The 15,675-nt window shown below is 71.8% G+C and carries 18 protein-coding genes and 3 tRNA genes; 7 read left to right on the top strand and 14 right to left on the bottom strand.

From position 1 onward, the window contains the following. The first annotated feature begins 56 nt into the window (after window positions 1-56). A complete protein-coding gene (locus ACFYM2_RS18315) occupies window positions 57-1,076 on the top strand; it encodes an adenosine deaminase (protein WP_388837232.1) in 1,020 nt (339 codons plus the stop codon). Window positions 1,077-1,528: 452 nt separating this feature from the next. Here ACFYM2_RS18315 and ACFYM2_RS18320 read toward each other — a convergent pair whose 3' ends face one another. Next, entirely contained in the window at window positions 1,529-2,176 is a 648-nt protein-coding gene (locus ACFYM2_RS18320) for a TetR/AcrR family transcriptional regulator (protein ID WP_388837235.1), read from the bottom strand. 92 nt (window positions 2,177-2,268) lie between these two features. On the opposite strand from ACFYM2_RS18320, the gene ACFYM2_RS18325 reads away from it, so the two are divergent. Further along, a complete protein-coding gene (locus ACFYM2_RS18325) occupies window positions 2,269-2,913 on the top strand; it encodes an NAD(P)-dependent oxidoreductase (RefSeq protein ID WP_388837238.1) in 645 nt (214 codons plus the stop codon). Between the two features lie 15 nt (window positions 2,914-2,928). Here the strand turns inward: ACFYM2_RS18325 and ACFYM2_RS18330 are convergent, their stop codons facing one another. From ACFYM2_RS18330 to ACFYM2_RS18355, 6 genes are all read right to left on the bottom strand, one after another. Beyond that, complete coding sequence (locus ACFYM2_RS18330) at window positions 2,929-3,984, bottom strand: UDP-N-acetylmuramate dehydrogenase (RefSeq protein ID WP_388837241.1); 1,056 nt, start codon at window positions 3,982-3,984, stop codon at window positions 2,929-2,931. Window positions 3,985-4,084: 100 nt separating this feature from the next. Further along, window positions 4,085-4,519, bottom strand: a complete 435-nt coding sequence (locus ACFYM2_RS18335) for a MaoC family dehydratase (RefSeq protein WP_359000912.1) — start codon at window positions 4,517-4,519, stop codon at window positions 4,085-4,087. A gap of 1 nt (window position 4,520) precedes the next feature. Beyond that, window positions 4,521-4,973 carry a MaoC family dehydratase N-terminal domain-containing protein gene (locus ACFYM2_RS18340; protein ID WP_350232117.1) on the bottom strand — a complete coding sequence of 151 codons (453 nt, stop codon included), beginning with the start codon at window positions 4,971-4,973 and terminating at the stop codon, window positions 4,521-4,523. Between the two features lie 184 nt (window positions 4,974-5,157). Continuing rightward, entirely contained in the window at window positions 5,158-5,322 is a 165-nt protein-coding gene (rpmG, locus tag ACFYM2_RS18345) for a 50S ribosomal protein L33 (RefSeq protein WP_003956487.1), read from the bottom strand. An 88-nt stretch (window positions 5,323-5,410) separates the two neighbouring features. Then, window positions 5,411-5,483 (bottom strand) — tRNA-Met (locus ACFYM2_RS18350). A gap of 44 nt (window positions 5,484-5,527) precedes the next feature. Beyond that, window positions 5,528-5,600 (bottom strand) — tRNA-Thr (locus ACFYM2_RS18355). A gap of 251 nt (window positions 5,601-5,851) precedes the next feature. On the opposite strand from ACFYM2_RS18355, the gene ACFYM2_RS18360 reads away from it, so the two are divergent. Then, window positions 5,852-7,123 (top strand): amidohydrolase family protein, encoded by a 1,272-nt coding sequence (locus tag ACFYM2_RS18360; protein WP_359000914.1) that lies wholly within the window; start codon window positions 5,852-5,854, stop codon window positions 7,121-7,123. An 81-nt stretch (window positions 7,124-7,204) separates the two neighbouring features. After that, window positions 7,205-7,861: an SDR family oxidoreductase gene (locus ACFYM2_RS18365; protein WP_359000917.1), complete on the top strand. Its 657-nt coding sequence runs from the start codon at window positions 7,205-7,207 to the stop codon at window positions 7,859-7,861. A 114-nt stretch (window positions 7,862-7,975) separates the two neighbouring features. Here the strand turns inward: ACFYM2_RS18365 and ACFYM2_RS18370 are convergent. Further along, window positions 7,976-8,057: transfer RNA gene (locus ACFYM2_RS18370), tRNA-Tyr, on the bottom strand. Window positions 8,058-8,284: 227 nt separating this feature from the next. On the opposite strand from ACFYM2_RS18370, the gene ACFYM2_RS18375 reads away from it, so the two are divergent. From ACFYM2_RS18375 to ACFYM2_RS18385, 3 genes are all read left to right on the top strand, one after another. Next, a complete protein-coding gene (locus ACFYM2_RS18375) occupies window positions 8,285-8,773 on the top strand; it encodes a YajQ family cyclic di-GMP-binding protein (protein ID WP_350232113.1) in 489 nt (162 codons plus the stop codon). 122 nt (window positions 8,774-8,895) lie between these two features. Further along, complete coding sequence (locus tag ACFYM2_RS18380; protein ID WP_388458686.1) at window positions 8,896-9,405, top strand: methylated-DNA--[protein]-cysteine S-methyltransferase; 510 nt, start codon at window positions 8,896-8,898, stop codon at window positions 9,403-9,405. Next, window positions 9,402-10,073, top strand: coding sequence for an alpha-ketoglutarate-dependent dioxygenase AlkB family protein (locus tag ACFYM2_RS18385; protein ID WP_388837245.1), 672 nt, complete (start codon window positions 9,402-9,404; stop codon window positions 10,071-10,073). The genes ACFYM2_RS18380 and ACFYM2_RS18385 overlap by 4 nt, the downstream gene beginning before the upstream one ends. Before the next feature lie 34 nt (window positions 10,074-10,107). Here ACFYM2_RS18385 and ACFYM2_RS18390 read toward each other — a convergent pair whose 3' ends face one another. The 6 genes from ACFYM2_RS18390 to ACFYM2_RS18415 form a co-directional block, all read right to left on the bottom strand. After that, window positions 10,108-10,377 (bottom strand): GlsB/YeaQ/YmgE family stress response membrane protein, encoded by a 270-nt coding sequence (locus ACFYM2_RS18390; protein WP_388837248.1) that lies wholly within the window; start codon window positions 10,375-10,377, stop codon window positions 10,108-10,110. A 115-nt stretch (window positions 10,378-10,492) separates the two neighbouring features. After that, window positions 10,493-10,885 (bottom strand): YccF domain-containing protein, encoded by a 393-nt coding sequence (locus ACFYM2_RS18395; RefSeq protein ID WP_388837251.1) that lies wholly within the window; start codon window positions 10,883-10,885, stop codon window positions 10,493-10,495. Beyond that, window positions 10,882-11,745 (bottom strand): zinc metalloprotease HtpX, encoded by an 864-nt coding sequence (gene htpX / locus ACFYM2_RS18400; RefSeq protein ID WP_359000928.1) that lies wholly within the window; start codon window positions 11,743-11,745, stop codon window positions 10,882-10,884. The genes ACFYM2_RS18395 and htpX overlap by 4 nt, the downstream gene beginning before the upstream one ends. Before the next feature lie 145 nt (window positions 11,746-11,890). Then, window positions 11,891-12,349 (bottom strand): MscL family protein, encoded by a 459-nt coding sequence (locus ACFYM2_RS18405; protein WP_359000930.1) that lies wholly within the window; start codon window positions 12,347-12,349, stop codon window positions 11,891-11,893. 135 nt (window positions 12,350-12,484) lie between these two features. Next, entirely contained in the window at window positions 12,485-14,095 is a 1,611-nt protein-coding gene (locus ACFYM2_RS18410; RefSeq protein WP_388458679.1) for an NADH-quinone oxidoreductase subunit N, read from the bottom strand. Beyond that, window positions 14,092-15,672: an NADH-quinone oxidoreductase subunit M gene (locus tag ACFYM2_RS18415; RefSeq protein ID WP_359000937.1), complete on the bottom strand. Its 1,581-nt coding sequence runs from the start codon at window positions 15,670-15,672 to the stop codon at window positions 14,092-14,094. The genes ACFYM2_RS18410 and ACFYM2_RS18415 overlap by 4 nt, the downstream gene beginning before the upstream one ends. Between the last annotated feature and the right edge of the window lie 3 nt (window positions 15,673-15,675).

A 15,675-nucleotide genomic window follows, 5' to 3' on the forward strand; every position in this document is an offset into this window, starting at 1 on the left:
GTCCACCTTCAGGGAAAGGCCTACCGGTGCGGTGAGGCGTGCGGCAGGATCTTGGGATGGAGCACGTTCGCGACGTACGAGATCTGCCGAAGGCCCATCTGCATCTGCACTTCACGGGGTCGATGCGGCCCGCCACCCTGCTTGAGCTCGCCGACAAGTACGGCGTGCGGCTGCCCGACGCGCTGACCGGCGCGGAGCCTCCGAAGCTGCGGGCCACCGACGAGCGGGGCTGGTTCCGCTTCCAGCGCCTGTACGACGCGGCCCGGTCGTGTCTGCGCTCGCCCGAGGACATTCAGCGCCTGGTGCGCGAGGCCGCCGAGGAGGACGTCAAGGACGGTTCCGGCTGGCTGGAGATCCAGGTGGACCCCACCTCGTACGCTCCGCTGCTCGGCGGGCTCATCCCGGCCCTGGAGATCATCCTGGACGCGGTCGGCGCGGCGTCGCGCGAGACCGGGCTCGGCATGCGGGTCGTGGTCGCGGCGAACCGTATGAAGCACCCTCTGGACGCGCGCACCCTGGCCCGGCTCGCGGTCCGCTACGCCGATCGCGGGGTGGTCGGATTCGGCCTGTCCAACGACGAACGCCGGGGCATGGCAAGGGACTTCGACCGTGCCTTCGCCATCGCGCGCGAGGGCGGGCTGCTCGCGGCTCCGCACGGGGGCGAGCTGTCCGGGCCGTCGTCCGTGCGGGACTGTCTCGACGATCTGCGGGCGCGGCGCGTGGGGCACGGGGTGCGGGCGGCGGAGGATCCGCGTCTGCTGCGCCGCCTCGCCGAGAAGGGTGTCACCTGCGAGGTGTGCCCCGCGTCCAACGTCGCCCTCGGTGTCTATGAGAAGCCCGAGGACGTGCCGTTGCGGGTCCTGTTCGACGCCGGTGTTCCGATGGCGCTGGGTGCGGACGATCCTCTGCTCTTCGGTTCGCGCTTGGCGGCGCAGTACGAGATCGCGCGTCGCCACCACGGGTTCGACGACGTGGAGCTGGCGGAGTTGGCGCGGCAGTCGATCCGTGGGTCGGCCGCGCCTGGTGACGTCCAGGAGAAGCTTCTGGCCGGGGTCGATCAGTGGCTGTCGTCGTGACGCCGGGGCGGGGGTGGGCGCGGCCGGCCGGGCAGGCCGCGTAGTCACCCTGAGCTCCACCCAGACCCGGGGTACGCCCCACCCCGCCACCCCGGCCAGCCCCGAACCCCCCAGGGACGCGGGGAACTGCGCGGGGTTGGCTCAGGGCTGTAGCACCGGCCGGCACCGGCCACTCAGGGGCGCGGGGAACTGCGCGGGGTTGGCTCAGGGCTGTAGCACCGGCCAGCACCGGCCACTCAGGGGCGCGGGGAACTGCGCGGGGTTGGGTCAGGGCTGTCGCACCGGCCAGCACCGGCCACTCAGGGGCGCGGGGAACCGCGCGGGGTTGGGTCAGGGCTGTCGCACCGGCCAGCACCAGCCACTCAGGGGCGCGGGGAACTGCGCAACACCCCGGCCAAGCCCGCCACCCCGGCCGGCACCGGATACCCCAGGGCCGCAGGAAACCGCGCGGGTCAAGCGATGCCACGTATGACCGTCCGTGCGACCGACCGCGCGAATTCCTCCAGGCCACGGGGGCCCACCCCGGACGGGGTCATGTCGTACGCGAACGCCCGCTGCGCGCACGCGCCGAGCAGCAGGCACGCCGCCGCATACGTATCCGCGTCCGCCCCGACCCGCCCCGCCCCCCGCTCCGCACGGAGATACGCGTCGACCCACTCGATCGGCATGTGCGGCCCCGCCCCCAGCTCCCGCAGCGCCTCGTCGTGGCGGCGTTTGAGCTGGGGGTCCGCGTACAGGGACGCCGCGATCGGGAAGCTCTCCGCGTAGAACAGCGCCGCCTGCCGGGCGATCTCGGTCAGGTTCTCCTCCACTGTGCGCTCGCCGGGCGCCTCGGCCAGCCCCTCGATCAGCGGCCCGAGCCGGGGCAGCCGCTCCTTGAGGACCGCGACGAACAGGTCCTCCTTGCTCGCGAAGTGCTTGTAGAGCGCCGCCTCCGAACACCCCGCCGCCTTGGCGATCTCCTTCGTCGTGGCGCGGGCGAGCCCGATGGTGCGCATCAGCTCGTGCGCGGCGTCGACGATGCGGACGCGGGCGGGCGCGGTCGGGCGCGAGGACTGCGAAGGCGAGGGCGACGGCGATGGCGACGGCGACGACTGCATGGGCGCTCCATCGGGACTTGACGGGTGGGTGAGTACTTACTCACTCTAGGGGGTGAGTGAACGCTTACCCATCCAAGGAGTGGAGTGACGCCATGAGGCTCACGGTTTTCGGTGCCACCGGCGGCATCGGCCAGGAAATCGTCACGCAGGCCCTTGCGGCGGGGCACGACGTCACGGCGGTCGTCCGCGACCCGGCCAGGTTCGCCGCCACCGGCACGGGCCTCGGCACGGGCCTCACGGTCTTCCGCGCCGACCTGACCGACCCGGCCCCCCTGCGCGAGGCGGTCGCGGGCCGCGACGCGGTGCTGTCGGGCCTGGGCGCCCGCAAGCGGTCCGACGCCGGCATCACGACCCGGCTCACCCAGGCGGTGCTGGGCGCGATGGAGGCCGAGGGGACACGCCGCCTGGTCGTCGTGAGCGCCGCGCCGGTCGGGCCCGAGGCACCCGGCGACGGCCTGCTCGACCGGGGCATGCGGTCCATGATCAGCGCGATCCTGAAGGACGTGTACGCCGATCTGCGCGCCATGGAGGCCGCGTTGGCGGCCTCCGCCACGGACTGGACCTCCGTACGCCCGCCCAAGCTCACCGACAAGCCCCTGACCGGGGTCTACCGCCGCGTCGTCGGCGGCACCCCCCGAGCCGCGCGGACCATCGCGCGGGCCGATGTGGCGCACGCCATGCTGGCCTGCCTGGACGACCCGGCCACGGTCAAGCAGGGGGTGGGGGTGGCGTACTAGAGGGCGCGCGGGGCGTCAGAGTTCCACGCCGACGCCCACCGGCTCGTTCACCAGCGTCACACCGAACGCCCGCTCCACCCCGGCCACCACCTCGCGGGCCAGCGCGAGCAGGTCCTCGGTCGTGGCGCCGCCCCGGTTGGTCAGCGCCAGGGTGTGCTTCGTGGAGATGCGGGCCGGGCCGCTCCCGTACCCCTTGGTGAACCCGGCCTTGTCGATCAGCCAGGCCGCCGAGGTCTTGGTGCGGTCGCCGCCGACAGGCCAGGCGGGGGGCGTCACGTCCGCGCCGAGCCGGTCCTCGGCGCGGGCCAGGAAGGCCGCGTACGCCTCGTTGGTGAGGATCGGGTTGGTGAAGAACGACCCCGCCGACCAGGTGTCGTGGTCTTCGGGGTCGAGCACCATCCCTTTGCCCGCGCGCAGCTTCAGGACGGTCTCGCGGGCGACGGCGGCCGGGACACGGTCGCCGGGCTCGACTCCGAGGGTGCGCGCGGTCTCGGCGTACTTGACCGGCGCGGACAGGCCGCCCGCGTCCTCCAGCTCGAAGACGACACGGAGCACGACATAGCGCTCGGGGTGCTGCTTGAAGCGGCTGTGTCGGTAGGAGAAGGCGCACTCGGCGTTGGTGAGCGTCACCGTGGCACGGTCGAGCCGGTCGTAGGCGACGACGTGCGTGAGGGTGCTGGAGACCTCCTGGCCGTACGCCCCGACGTTCTGGATCGGGGTGGCGCCGGCCGAGCCGGGGATGCCGGCGAGGCATTCGATGCCGGCGAGCCCGGCCTCGACGCTGCGCGCCACGGCGTCGCTCCACACCTCGCCCGCGGCGAGTTCGAGACGGGTGCCGTCGAGGTCGAAGCCCCGGGTGGCGATGCGCAGGGCGGTCCCGGCGAAGCCCTTGTCCCCGATGAGCAGATTGCTGCCGCCGCCGATGATCAGGAGCGGGGTGCCGCTGTCGTCGGCCTCGCGCACGGCGGCGACGATCTCGGCATCGGTGGTGGCCGTGATCAGACGGTCGGCCGGGCCGCCGAGGCGGAGGGTGGTCAGGGGGGCGAGGGGGGCGTCGTGGAGTTCCTGCACGGGGTCCAGCGTACGGGTGCGGGCGGGCCGGGGTGCGGGGGCCCGGGCGGCGCGGCCGCCCGTGACCGCCGGGGGACGGCGACCAGGGCGGCCCGCGTCGTCAGGCCAGTCGCACGACGGCCCGGGACATCCCGAGCACCTTCTGTCCCGCGCTCATCGCGGTGATGTCCACGCGGACCGTGCGCGCCTCGTCGTCGAGCTTGGCCGCCACCTTGGCGGTGACCTCGATCAGCGCGCCCTCGTCGTCGTTCGGGACGACCACCGGCTTGGTGAAGCGGACGCCGTATTCGACGACGGCGCCGGGGTCACCCGCCCAGTCCGTCACCACGCGCACGGATTCCGCCATCGTGAACATCCCGTGGGCGATGACGTCCGGGAGGCCGACCTCCTTGGCGAACTTCTCGTTCCAGTGGATCGGGTTGAAGTCGCCGGACGCGCCCGCGTACCGCACGAGCGTGGCACGGGTCACGGGGAAGGACGCGGCGGGCAGCTCGGTGCCGGGCTCGACGTCCTCGTAACGGATCTTCGCGGTCATCTCAGGCCCCCTCGGCCGCTCGGGACACCAGCTTGGTCCACGCGGTCACGACGTGTTCGCCGTCCTCGTCGTGGACCTCGCCCCGGATGTCCAGGATGTCGTTGCCCGCAAGGGACTTGATCGCCTCGATGGTCGAGGTGACGGTGAGCCGGTCGCCCGCGCGGACGGGACGGCTGTAGGCGAACCGCTGGTCGCCGTGGACCACCCGGCTGTAGTCGAGGCCGAGCTGGGGGTCCTGGACGACCTGGCCCGCCGCCGCGAACGTGATGGTGAACACGAAGGTCGGCGGCGCGATCACATCGGTGTGCCCGAGCGCTTTGGCCGCCTCGGGGTCGGTGTAGGCCGGGTTCTCGTCCCCGACCGCCACGGCGAACTCGCGGATCTTCTCGCGGCCCACCTCGTACGGGGCGGTGGGCGGATAGGTCCGCCCCACGAAGGACTGGTCGAGCGCCATCGGCTGGCTACCTCCTGCGGATGAGGGTGAGAGGGGAACATCGGCTCGCGCACGTGAGCCTCACGCACGTCAACCTCGCACACGTCAGCTCACGCACGTCGGCCTCGCGCACGTCAACGCCGAGAGGCCGCCCCCCGGTGTGGGGAACGGCCTCTCGAACGAGCCTGAATGCCAGACGCCGTTGTTAGCGGGTCTCGCGGTGCGCGGTGTGCGAGTTGCAGCGCGGGCAGTGCTTCTTCATCTCAAGACGGTCCGGGTTGTTACGCCGGTTCTTCTTGGTGATGTAGTTCCGCTCCTTGCACTCCACGCAGGCCAGCGTGATCTTCGGGCGGACGTCGGTGGCAGCCACGTGAGTGCTCCTTGACGGACGGGTTGACGGATGAACGCATGAAAGAGTAGCCGATCGAAGGACCGACCCCACAATCGGCTACTGTGTGTAGCGGTGACCGGACTTGAACCGGTGACACAGCGATTATGAGCCGCTTGCTCTACCGACTGAGCTACACCGCTTTGACACGGAGTCCCTCACCCGAAGGTGAGGGCTTCCGCACCAGAGCCCCAATACGGAATCGAACCGTAGACCTTCTCCTTACCATGGAGACGCTCTACCGACTGAGCTATTGGGGCGAGCGAGGAAGACATTACACGGTCCCTCGCCGATCGCCCAAATCCGTTTCGCGCCGCCGCACCAGCGGTCTCCCGAGGGCCCCTCCCAGCGGTCCCGTAGGCCACTCAGGGCCACACCGGTACGACTATTTCGCTCCTCCTCGATGCGTGCCGCAGCCACCCCTAGGCTCGCCTCACGCTGCGTGATCTGCCCGCCCGAGCCCGATCACCCGAGCCCGCTCACCCGAGCCCGAGCCCGACGCAGGAGCGCGATGTCCGACAGCCACCAGCAGCCGGCCCACTCCCCCGGCACCGGCGAGGGCCCCGACCCCGCCTCCGGCTCCTCGCTGCTGCTGTGCGGCGCGCTGCTCGCCGACGGACGCGGCGTGGACGTGCGGCTCGGCGGCGGTCGCATCGAGGCGGTGGGCACGGCCGGCAGCCTGGCCGCCCACGGCTCCTCGCGCGTCGACCTGAACGGGTTCCTGCTGCTGCCCGCCCCCGCCGAGCCGCACGCCCACAGCGACACCGCCCTGACCGCCCTGGGCGCGGAGGGCCCGGTCTCCTACGCGGTCGAGGAGGTCCAGCGCCGGGCCACCGAAGCGGCGCTGCTCCAGCTCGGGCACGGCGCCACCGCGCTGCGCTCGCACGTACGCATCGACGAGGTGAGCGGGCTCGACCCGCTGGAGGCGGTGCTCCAGACCCGCCGCTCCCTGCGCGGCCTCACCGAGCTCGCCGTGGTCGCCGTGCCCCGGCTCCTGACCGGGGTGGCCGGCGCCGACGGGCTCGCGATGCTGCGCGACGCGGTCAAGATGGGCGCCTCCGTGGTCGGCGGCTGCCCCGATCTGGACGCCGACCCCGCCGGTTACGCGGAGGCCGTCTTCGAGCTCGCCGCCGAGCACGGCTGCGCGGTGGACCTGCACACCGACGGCACCGACCCGGCGCGCCTCGCCCGGCTGGCGGCCATGTCCGGCGGTCTGCGCCCGGGTGTCGTGATCGGCCCCTGCGGCGGCCTGTCCCGCCTCCCGCGCGAGACCGCCGCCCGGGCCGCCGACCAACTCGCCACGGCTGGCGTCGCGGTGACCTGCCTGCCCCAAGGCGGCTGCGGCATGACGGACCGTCAATCCGTGGCGCCAGTACGCCTGTTGAGGTCGGCCGGGGTGCGACTTGCCGCCGGGAGCGGGGCGTTGCGCGACGTCTCCAACCCGGTCGGGCGCGGCGACCCCCTGGAGGCCGCCTACCTCCTCGCCTCGCAGGCCGGGCTGCGCCCCGAGGACGCGTACGCGGCGGTCAGCACGGTGGCGCGCGAGACGATGGGCCTGCCGGAGGTGCGCGTGGAGGCGGGCTTCCCCGCCGAACTGCTCGCCGTACGCGGCGAACGCGTCGCCGGCGCCCTCTCCCTCGCCTACAGCCGCATCGTCATCCACCGGGGCCGCGTGGTGGCCCGTACCAGCGCGGTGCGTGAGTACTGCGACTCGGCGGCGGCCGTCGCCCTCGACCTCCCCCGGCAGGGCCGGGCCGAGTCCTCACGGGGCGAACCCGGCTGAGCCGGCGGCCACCCGGGCCGCAGCCCGTGCCCCGCCCCGTCCCGCCAGCGGACCGCGCCATCTCCGCGTACCGTCGTGACCATGCGCATTGTCATCGCTGGAGGTCATGGTCAGATCGCGCTGCGCCTTGAGCGGCTGCTCGCGGCGCGCGGCGACGAGGTGGCGGGCATCATCCGCAAGCGGGAACAGGCGGACGACCTGCGGGAGGCGGGCGCCGAGCCGGTCGTGCTCGACCTGGAGTCCGCCTCCGTGGACGAGGTCGCCGACGTGCTCAAGGGCGCGGACGCGGTGGTGTTCGCGGCCGGCGCGGGCCCGGGCAGCGACGCGGCCCGCAAGGAGAGCGTGGACCGCGCGGCGGCCGTCCTGCTCGCCGACGCGGCGCAGCGGGCGGGCGTACGCCGCTACGTCATCGTGTCGTCGATGGGCGCGGACGCCTCGCACGCGGGCGACGGCGTCTTCGACGCCTACCTGCGCGCGAAGGGCGCGGCCGACGACGCCGTACGTTCCCGCGCGAGCCTGGACTGGACGGTCCTGCGCCCCGGATCGCTGACCAACGACGCGGGCAAGGGCCTGGTCTCCCTCGCCGCCTCGACCGGCCGCGGCGCCATCCCCCGCGACGACGTGGCGGCGGTCCTGGCCGAACTCGTGGACACCCCGGCCACGTCCGGCCTGACCCTGGAACTCATCGCGGGCTCCACACCGGTGACGGTCGCGGTCAAGGGCGTGGCGGGCAACTGAGCGGGCCCCGGCCACCCGGCCGGTGGACGCCGGGGGGCGGGACAACCACGTCGGAACACGAAGAAACCCCCGGTGATCCGCGTTACTGCGGATCACCGGGGGTTTCACCCAGTGTGGCGGCGCCAGGATTCGAACCTGGGTAGGCAGAGCCGACGGATTTACAGTCCGTTCCCATTGGCCACTCGGGCACACCGCCATGGGATGTCGCCACCGGATCTCCGCTGTGGGGCGGCGCTCCGTGGCAACGACGTAAACGATACCTGATGCTCAGGGGTGCTTCGCCACCCCATTGATCAGCGCTCTCCCGCGCGAGGGGTGACTAGGCTTTGGGACGGTGGTTCGGCAGTGGGGCCGGGTCGCCGCGCGCCCGGCCGCCGGCTCGTGCGCACCCCCGACACACCCCGATCCAAGGAGCCACAGGACATGGCCGACTCCAGTTTCGACATCGTCTCGAAGGTCGAGCGGCAGGAGGTCGACAACGCCCTCAACCAGGCCGCCAAGGAGATCTCGCAGCGTTACGACTTCAAGGGCACCGACGCCTCGATCTCGTGGTCCGGCGAGAAGATCCTCATGCAGGCGAACGGCGAGGAGCGGGTCAAGGCGATCCTCGACATCTTCGAGTCCAAGCTGATCAAGCGCGGTATCTCCCTGAAGTCGCTGGACGCGGGCGAGCCGCAGCTGTCCGGCAAGGAGTACAAGATCTTCGCCTCCATCGAGGAGGGCATCTCCCAGGAGAACGCCAAGAAGGTCGCCAAGGCCATCCGCGACGAGGGCCCCAAGGGCGTCAAGGCCCAGGTCCAGGGCGACGAGCTGCGCGTCTCCTCCAAGAGCCGCGACGACCTCCAGGCCGTCCAGGCCCTGCTCAAGGGCAAGGACTTCGACTTCGCGATCCAGTTCGTGAACTACCGCTGACCCCTGCCGCCGGCCCGGTCCGCCCCCGTTCGGGGCGTCCGGTCGTGGTGTCTGATTTCCGCCAGCGCGAGGGGCAGTCGGGGTCGCAGACTCGGTGTCGTACGCGAAGAAGGGAAAGTGCGATGACTGTTTACGCGACCCTCGAAAGCCCCCTGGGTGCGCTGTTGCTCGTGGGGCAGGAGTCGACGACCGCGCCGGGCGGGACCGCGCTGGTCTCGCTCTCCGTGCCGGGGCAGAAGGGCGGCGCCGTCGTCCGGGACGGGTGGCGGCGGGCGCCTGCGGCCTTCGCCGCGATCTCCGCGCAGCTGCGGGCGTACTTCGCCGGTGAGCTGACCCGTTTCGACATCGAGTACGCCGCGGACGCGCCCGGCACCGCCTTCCAGCGCCGGGTCTGGGCCGAGCTGGACGCGATCGCGTACGGGACGACGACGTCGTACGGGGAGATCGCGCGGCGGCTCGGCGCCTCCCCGGTGATGGTGCGCGCGGTCGGCACCGCGATCGGGCGCAACCCCCTGCTCGTCGTGCGGCCCTGCCATCGCGTGATCGGCTCCGACGGCTCCCTCAAGGGGTACGCCGGCGGCCTGGAGCGCAAGGCGGCGCTGCTCGGGCTCGAGGGCGCGCTCGCGTCATGAGCGAGGGGCTGTTCCGGCTGCCGCGGCCCGGGCGGGCCGAGATCGCGCCCGGCGCGGTCCATGTGCCGGACTGGCTGCCGCTGGAGGGCCGGCGCGAGCTGGTCGCCGCCTGCCGGGAGTGGGCGCGCGGGCCGGTGCCCATCCGGCACACCGTGCTGCCCGGCGGCGGCGTCATGTCGGTGCGGACGGTGTGCGTCGGATGGCACTGGCAGCCCTACCGCTACACGCGCACGGCGACGGACGTGAACGGGCACGCGGTCGCCGCGTTTCCGGAGTGGCTGCGGGAGTTGGGACGCTCGGCGGTCGCCGCCGCCTATGGCGACCCGGACGCCGGAGCGCGCTACCGGCCCGACACCGCGCTCATCAACTTCTACGACGACGCCGCGACGATGGGCCTGCACCAGGACAAGGACGAGCGGTCCGACGCGCCCGTCGTCTCGCTGAGCATCGGCGACAGCTGTGTCTTCCGCTTCGGCAACAGCGAGAACCGGGGCCGGCCCTATACGGATGTGGAGCTGGTCTCCGGCGATCTGTTCGTCTTCGGAGGGCCGTCCCGTTTCGCGTACCACGGCGTCCCCAAGGTGCTCCCGGGCACCGGCGATCCGGCGGCCGGCCTCGTCCGTGGGCGGCTCAATATCACCTTGCGCGAAACGGGACTTGCCGGGTGAACGCCCCAATTCACCCTGGCCCGCCCCCTGTTGGTCAGCGGCTGCGTGAATTGCCGAACAGGATGCGGTAGATGATCAGCAGGACGAGCGAGCCGCCGATCGCGGCCATCCAGGTCGCTCCGTCGTAGAAGCTGTGGGCGACGGGCCGGTCCAGCCAGCGGGCCGATATCCAGCCGCCGACGAACGCCCCCGCGATCCCGATGAGCGTCGTGCCCACGAGACCTCCCGGGTCGCGACCGGGGAGCAGGACCTTGGCGATGACCCCGGCGATCAGACCGAGGACGATCCAGCTGACCATGCCCATGGCGGGAACCTGCCTTTCGTGCGTACGCGCTCACGGGCACTTGCCGTGTTGCGTAACTCCGCAACTGACGTCTTCGCCGGGGAAGACGCCCGAAGGGCCCGCGCGGTTGCGGCTCTCAGCGCGCGGCGAACGGCTCGTCCGTGGCAACGATCTCCTTGCCCAGGGGCAGCAGGGACACCGGGATGAGCTTGAAGTTGGCGATGCCCAGCGGGATGCCGATGATCGTGACGCACAGCGCGATGCCGGTGACGATGTGGCCGAGCGCGAGCCACCAGCCCGCAAGGACCAGCCACAGGACGTTGCCGACACAGGAGGGCGCGCCCGCGCCGCGCCGGTCCACCACGGTGTAGCCGAACGGCCAGAGCGCGTACCTGCCGATGCGGAAGGCGGCCACCCCGAAGGGGATGCCGATGATCGTGACGCACAGCAGCGCGCCGGCCAGGAGGTAGCCGAGGAACATCCAGAAGCCGCACAGAATCAGCCAGATGATGTTCAGGATTGTCTTCACGGGCGGCGACCTGCCATTTGTTCGAGTCGGGCGATGCGTTCCGCCATGGGCGGATGGGTCGAGAACAGTTTGGACACTCCCTGACCGGGGCGGAAGGGGTTGGCGATCATCATGTGGCTGGCCGTCTCGATCGCCGGCTCCGGCGGCAGCGGCAGTTGCTTGGTGCCCGCGTCGAGCTTGCGCAGCGCACTGGCCAGGGCCAGCGGATCGCCGGTGAGCTGCGCCCCGGACGCGTCCGCCTCGTACTCCCGGGAACGGCTGACCGCGAGCTGGATCACCGAGGCGGCCAGCGGTCCCAGCAGCATGATCAGCAGCATGCCGAAGATGCCGGGCCCCTCGTCGTCGTTGGAGCGGCCGAACGGGATCAGCCACGCGAAGTTGACCAGGAACATGATCACCGAGGCCAGGGCGCCCGCGACCGAGGAGATGAGGATGTCGCGGTTGTAGACGTGGCTGAGCTCATGGCCGATCACGCCCCGCAGCTCGCGCTCGTCCAGGATCCGCAGGATCCCGTCCGTGCAGCACACCGCCGCGTTGCGCGGGTTGCGGCCCGTCGCGAAGGCGTTGGGCGCCTGGGTGGGCGAGATGTAGAGCCGGGGCATGGGCTGGCGCGCCTGCGTCGAGAGGTCGCGGACCATCCGGTAGAGCTCCGGGGCCTCGAACTCGCTGACCGGGCGCGCGCGCATGGCCCGCAGCGCCAGCTTGTCGCTGTTCCAGTACGCGTACGCGTTGGTGCCCAGCGCGACCAGGAGCGCGACGATCAGCCCGGTGCGCCCGAAGAAGCTGCCGATGACGATGATGAGCGCGGACAGTCCTCCGAGAAGGACAGCGGTCTTCAGCCCGTTGTGCCGGCGGTGCACGGTACGCCCTCCAAGTGGTGCGGTGGGGAGCCTTCGCAGGTGGTCCTTCCGATGTCCAGTGGACTCTCCCGTACTGGTCAACGCCAGGCGGGGGACGCTGGTTCCCTTGTGCGCGCCGAAGGGCGGTTACGCCGTCCGTGTCCGATCAGCGCGGCGCGGGCAGCCCGGCGAGTTCCAGCGCCTTCGGGTCGGGCTCCAGCTCGCTCGTGCAGTGCGCGCAGCGGGTCGCGATGCCGGGGACCTGGGAGTAGCAGGCGGGGCAGTCGCGCAGCGCGGCCTTGATGTCCACCGGCTTGTCCTTGCGGTCGAAGCGGGCCTGCACCTTCATCATGGGCACGACGACGACGAAGTAGAGCACCGCCGCCGTGATCACGAAGGCGATGGCCGCGCCGACGAACTTGCCATAAGGGAACGTCACGCCGTCGGCGGTGAAGGTCGCCGTGCTGAAGTCGCCGGTCGAGCGGGTGGCCATACCGATCAGCGGGGTGATGAACGCGGTGCTGAAGCCCGTGACCACCGCCGTGAAGGCCGATCCGACGGCCAGACCGACCGCCATCGTCACGATGTTCCCGCGCAGGATGAAGTCCTTGAACCCGCTCAGCACCGCTCTGCTCCCTGATGTCTCTCGTCGTGTTCCGCGCCGTCGCACGCGCGTGCGCGCCGGGATGTACGCGTACGACAGTGCCGTCTCCAGGGCGCGGGCGCCAAACCGTGCCAGGGTCGCCGGGCCCCGGCGACCCTAGAAGAGGGCCACCGTGGCGAAGTGCAGAACCAGCTGGGGCAGGCCGGACAGGACGACCCCGGCGACGGCGGTGAGCCCGATGGCGAGCGAGAGGGGGGCGGGGACACGGGCGCGGACGGGCCGCTCGGCCGGGGACCCGGGCCCGGATTCGTGCGCGGATTCGTTCACCGACGGGTTCGTGGTCTCCTTCGCGGACGCGTTCGCGGACTCGTCGGCGGTCCGCGCCGGGCGGAACAGGAGCGCGGTCCAGCGCAGGTAGTAATAGAGGGCGACGACCACGTTGAGCGCCATGACGACCGCGAGCCATCCCAGGCCCGCGTCGACGGCCGCCGAGAAGACGGTGACCTTGGCGAACAGGCCGATGATGCCCGGCGGGAGCCCTGCCAGGCACAGCAGGAAGAAGGCGAGCGCGAGCGCGGCCAGGGGGCGCTCGGCGTACAGGCCCTGGTAGTCGCCGAGGCGGTTCAGGGGCCGCTCGCGGGCCACCAGGGCCGCGACCGCGAACGCGCCCAGGTTCACGACGGCGTACATCAGGGCGTACGCGACGGTCGCGCCGACCTTGCTGTCGCTGGAGTACGCGGCGGCCGCGATCGGCACCAGGAGGTAGCCGGCCTGGCCCACCGAGGACCAGGCGAGCAGCCGGACCGCGCTGTGGGCGCGGGTGGCGGACTGGCGCAGGGCGGCCGCGTTGCCGAGCGTCATGGTCAGCGCGGCGAACACGGCGAGCGCCGGGCCCCACACGTCGGCGTACGCGGGGAAGGCGACGACCGTCACCAGGATGAGCCCGGAGAAGCCGACCGCCTTGCCGACGACGGAGAGGTAGGCGGCGATGGGCAGCGGGGCGCCCACATAGGTGTCGGGCACCCAGAAGTGGAAGGGCGCCGCCGCCGTCTTGAAGGCGAAGCCGACCAGGGTCAGGACGACGCCCACCTCGGCGACGGTCGCCAACTGGCCGGGAACGGCGGCCAGTTGGGTGGCGAGTTCGGTGAGGTGCAGGGTGCCGGTCGCCGCGTACACGAAGCTGACGCCGAGCAGCATCACGGCCGTCGCCGTCACCGACGACAGGAAGAACTTCAGGGCCGCCTCGGAGGAGAGCCGGTCGCCCCTCTTGAGGCCGACGAGCGCGAAGGCGGGCAGCGAGGCGACTTCCAGGGCCACGACGAGGGTGGCCAGGTCGCGGGCGGCGGCCAGCAGGGCCGCGCCGGCCGCCGAGGAGAGCAGCAGGAACCAGAACTCGCCGGCCGGGAGCCTGTCCTCGGTGTCCTTCATGGCGAGCAGCGCGGTGAGCAGGGCGCCGCCGAGGACCAGCGCCTGGATGACGAAGGCGAACTGGTCGGCGGTGTAGCTGCACGCGTCGGGGTCGGCGGTCAGACAGAACGTGGAGCGGCTGCCCGTGCGCAGCGGCGCGAGCGAGGCGAGCGCCACGACGAGCCCGGCGACGGTGATCCAGCCGAGGAGCGGCTTGCGCCGCGCAGGCAGGAACAGGTCGGCGAGCAGCACGACCAGGGCCAGGACCGCCGTGATCAGGGGTGGCGCGATCGCGGTCCAGTCGACGGACTGGACCAGGCTCGCGGTGCCGGCCGCCGCGGTGGTGACGTCGGGGGTCACGACTTGCCTCCTGCGAGGAGCTTCTGGACGGCCGGGTCGGTGAGGCCGAGGAGGACCGCGGGCCAGAGCCCGGCGAGGACGGTGAGCGCGACGAGCGGGCTCCAGGCGGCGAACTCATGGCCCTGGATGTCGGCGAGCACGGGCCCTTCGGCGGGCTTGGCGCCCATGCAGACCCGGCGCACGACGACCAGCAGGTACGCGGCGGTGAGCAGGGTGCCGAGGGCCGCGATGGCCACGAAGGTGAGGTAGGCGGGGCGGCTGAGTCCGGCCGCCGGGTCGAAGGCGCCGAACATCGACAGCATCTCGCCCCAGAATCCGGCGAGTCCCGGCAGCCCGAGCGAGGCGACCGCCGCGAAGGCGAGCAGGCCGCCGAGGCGCGGGGCCCGGCCGTAGAGCGCGGCTCCGGTGGCCCCGGCCAGGGTGTCGAGGTCGGCGGTGCCGTAGCGGTCCTTGAGGGCGCCGACCAGGAAGAACAGCAGGCCGGTGATGAGGCCGTGCGCGATGTTGGCGAAGAGCGCGCCGTTGACGCCGGTCGGGGTCATCGAGGCGATGCCGAGCAGCACGAAGCCCATGTGGCCCACGGAGGAGTACGCGATCAGCCGCTTCAGGTCGCCCTTGTTGCCCTCCTTGGCCAGGGAGAGGCAGGCGAGCGACCCGTAGATGATCCCGGCGACCGCGAAGGCCGCGAGGTAGGGCGCGAAGGTGTGCATGCCGTGCGGGGCGATCGGCAGCACGATGCGTACGAACCCGTACGTGCCCATCTTCAGGAGCACGCCGGCGAGCAGCACCGAGCCGACGGTCGGGGCGGCGGTGTGGGCGTCCGGGAGCCAGCTGTGCAGCGGGAACATCGGGGTCTTGACCGCGAGCCCGATCCCGATCGCCAGAACGGCGACGACCTGCACCGACGTGGTCAGTCCCCGGCCGTTGTCAGTGGCGAGTGCCACCATGTCGAACGTGCCCGCCTTGACCCCGATCAGGAGCAGGCCGAGCAGCATGACGACCGAACCGAGCAGCGTGTAGAGGATGAACTTCCAGGCGGCGGCGGCCCTTTCGGCCCCGCCCCAGCGGGCGATGAGGAAGTACATCGGGATGAGGACCATCTCGAAGGCGAGGAAGAACAGCACGAGATCGAGGACGGCGAAGGTGGCGAGGGTGCCGGACTCCAGGACGAGCAGGAGCGCGACGAACGCCTTCGGGTTCGTTCCCCGCCCACGCGGGGGCGATCCGTAGCTGTACAGCGCGCAGAGGAAGGTCAACAGCGCGGTCAGGACGAGGAGGGGGAGGGAGATGCCGTCGATGCCGAGATGGATGTGGACGTTGAGAGCCGGGATCCACTGGATGTCCGTCGTGGCCTGCATCTTCGACGGGTGGCCCCGGTCGAAGCCCAGCGCGAGGACGATCGCGGCGATGAGGATCACGCCGGTCACGGTCACGCCGTGGCGCAGCACGGCCTGCTCGGGGCTGCGGCCCTTCAGGCCGGGCGGCGCGGGCAGCAGCGCCGCCACGGCCCCGATCAGGGGGACGACGACGATGAACGCCAGAAGGAACCGCATCACGGACTCGCTGATATCGATCACGGC

Origin of the sequence: Streptomyces sp. NPDC006711 (assembly GCF_042869775.1) — a bacterium.
GTDB lineage: Bacteria > Actinomycetota > Actinomycetes > Streptomycetales > Streptomycetaceae > Streptomyces.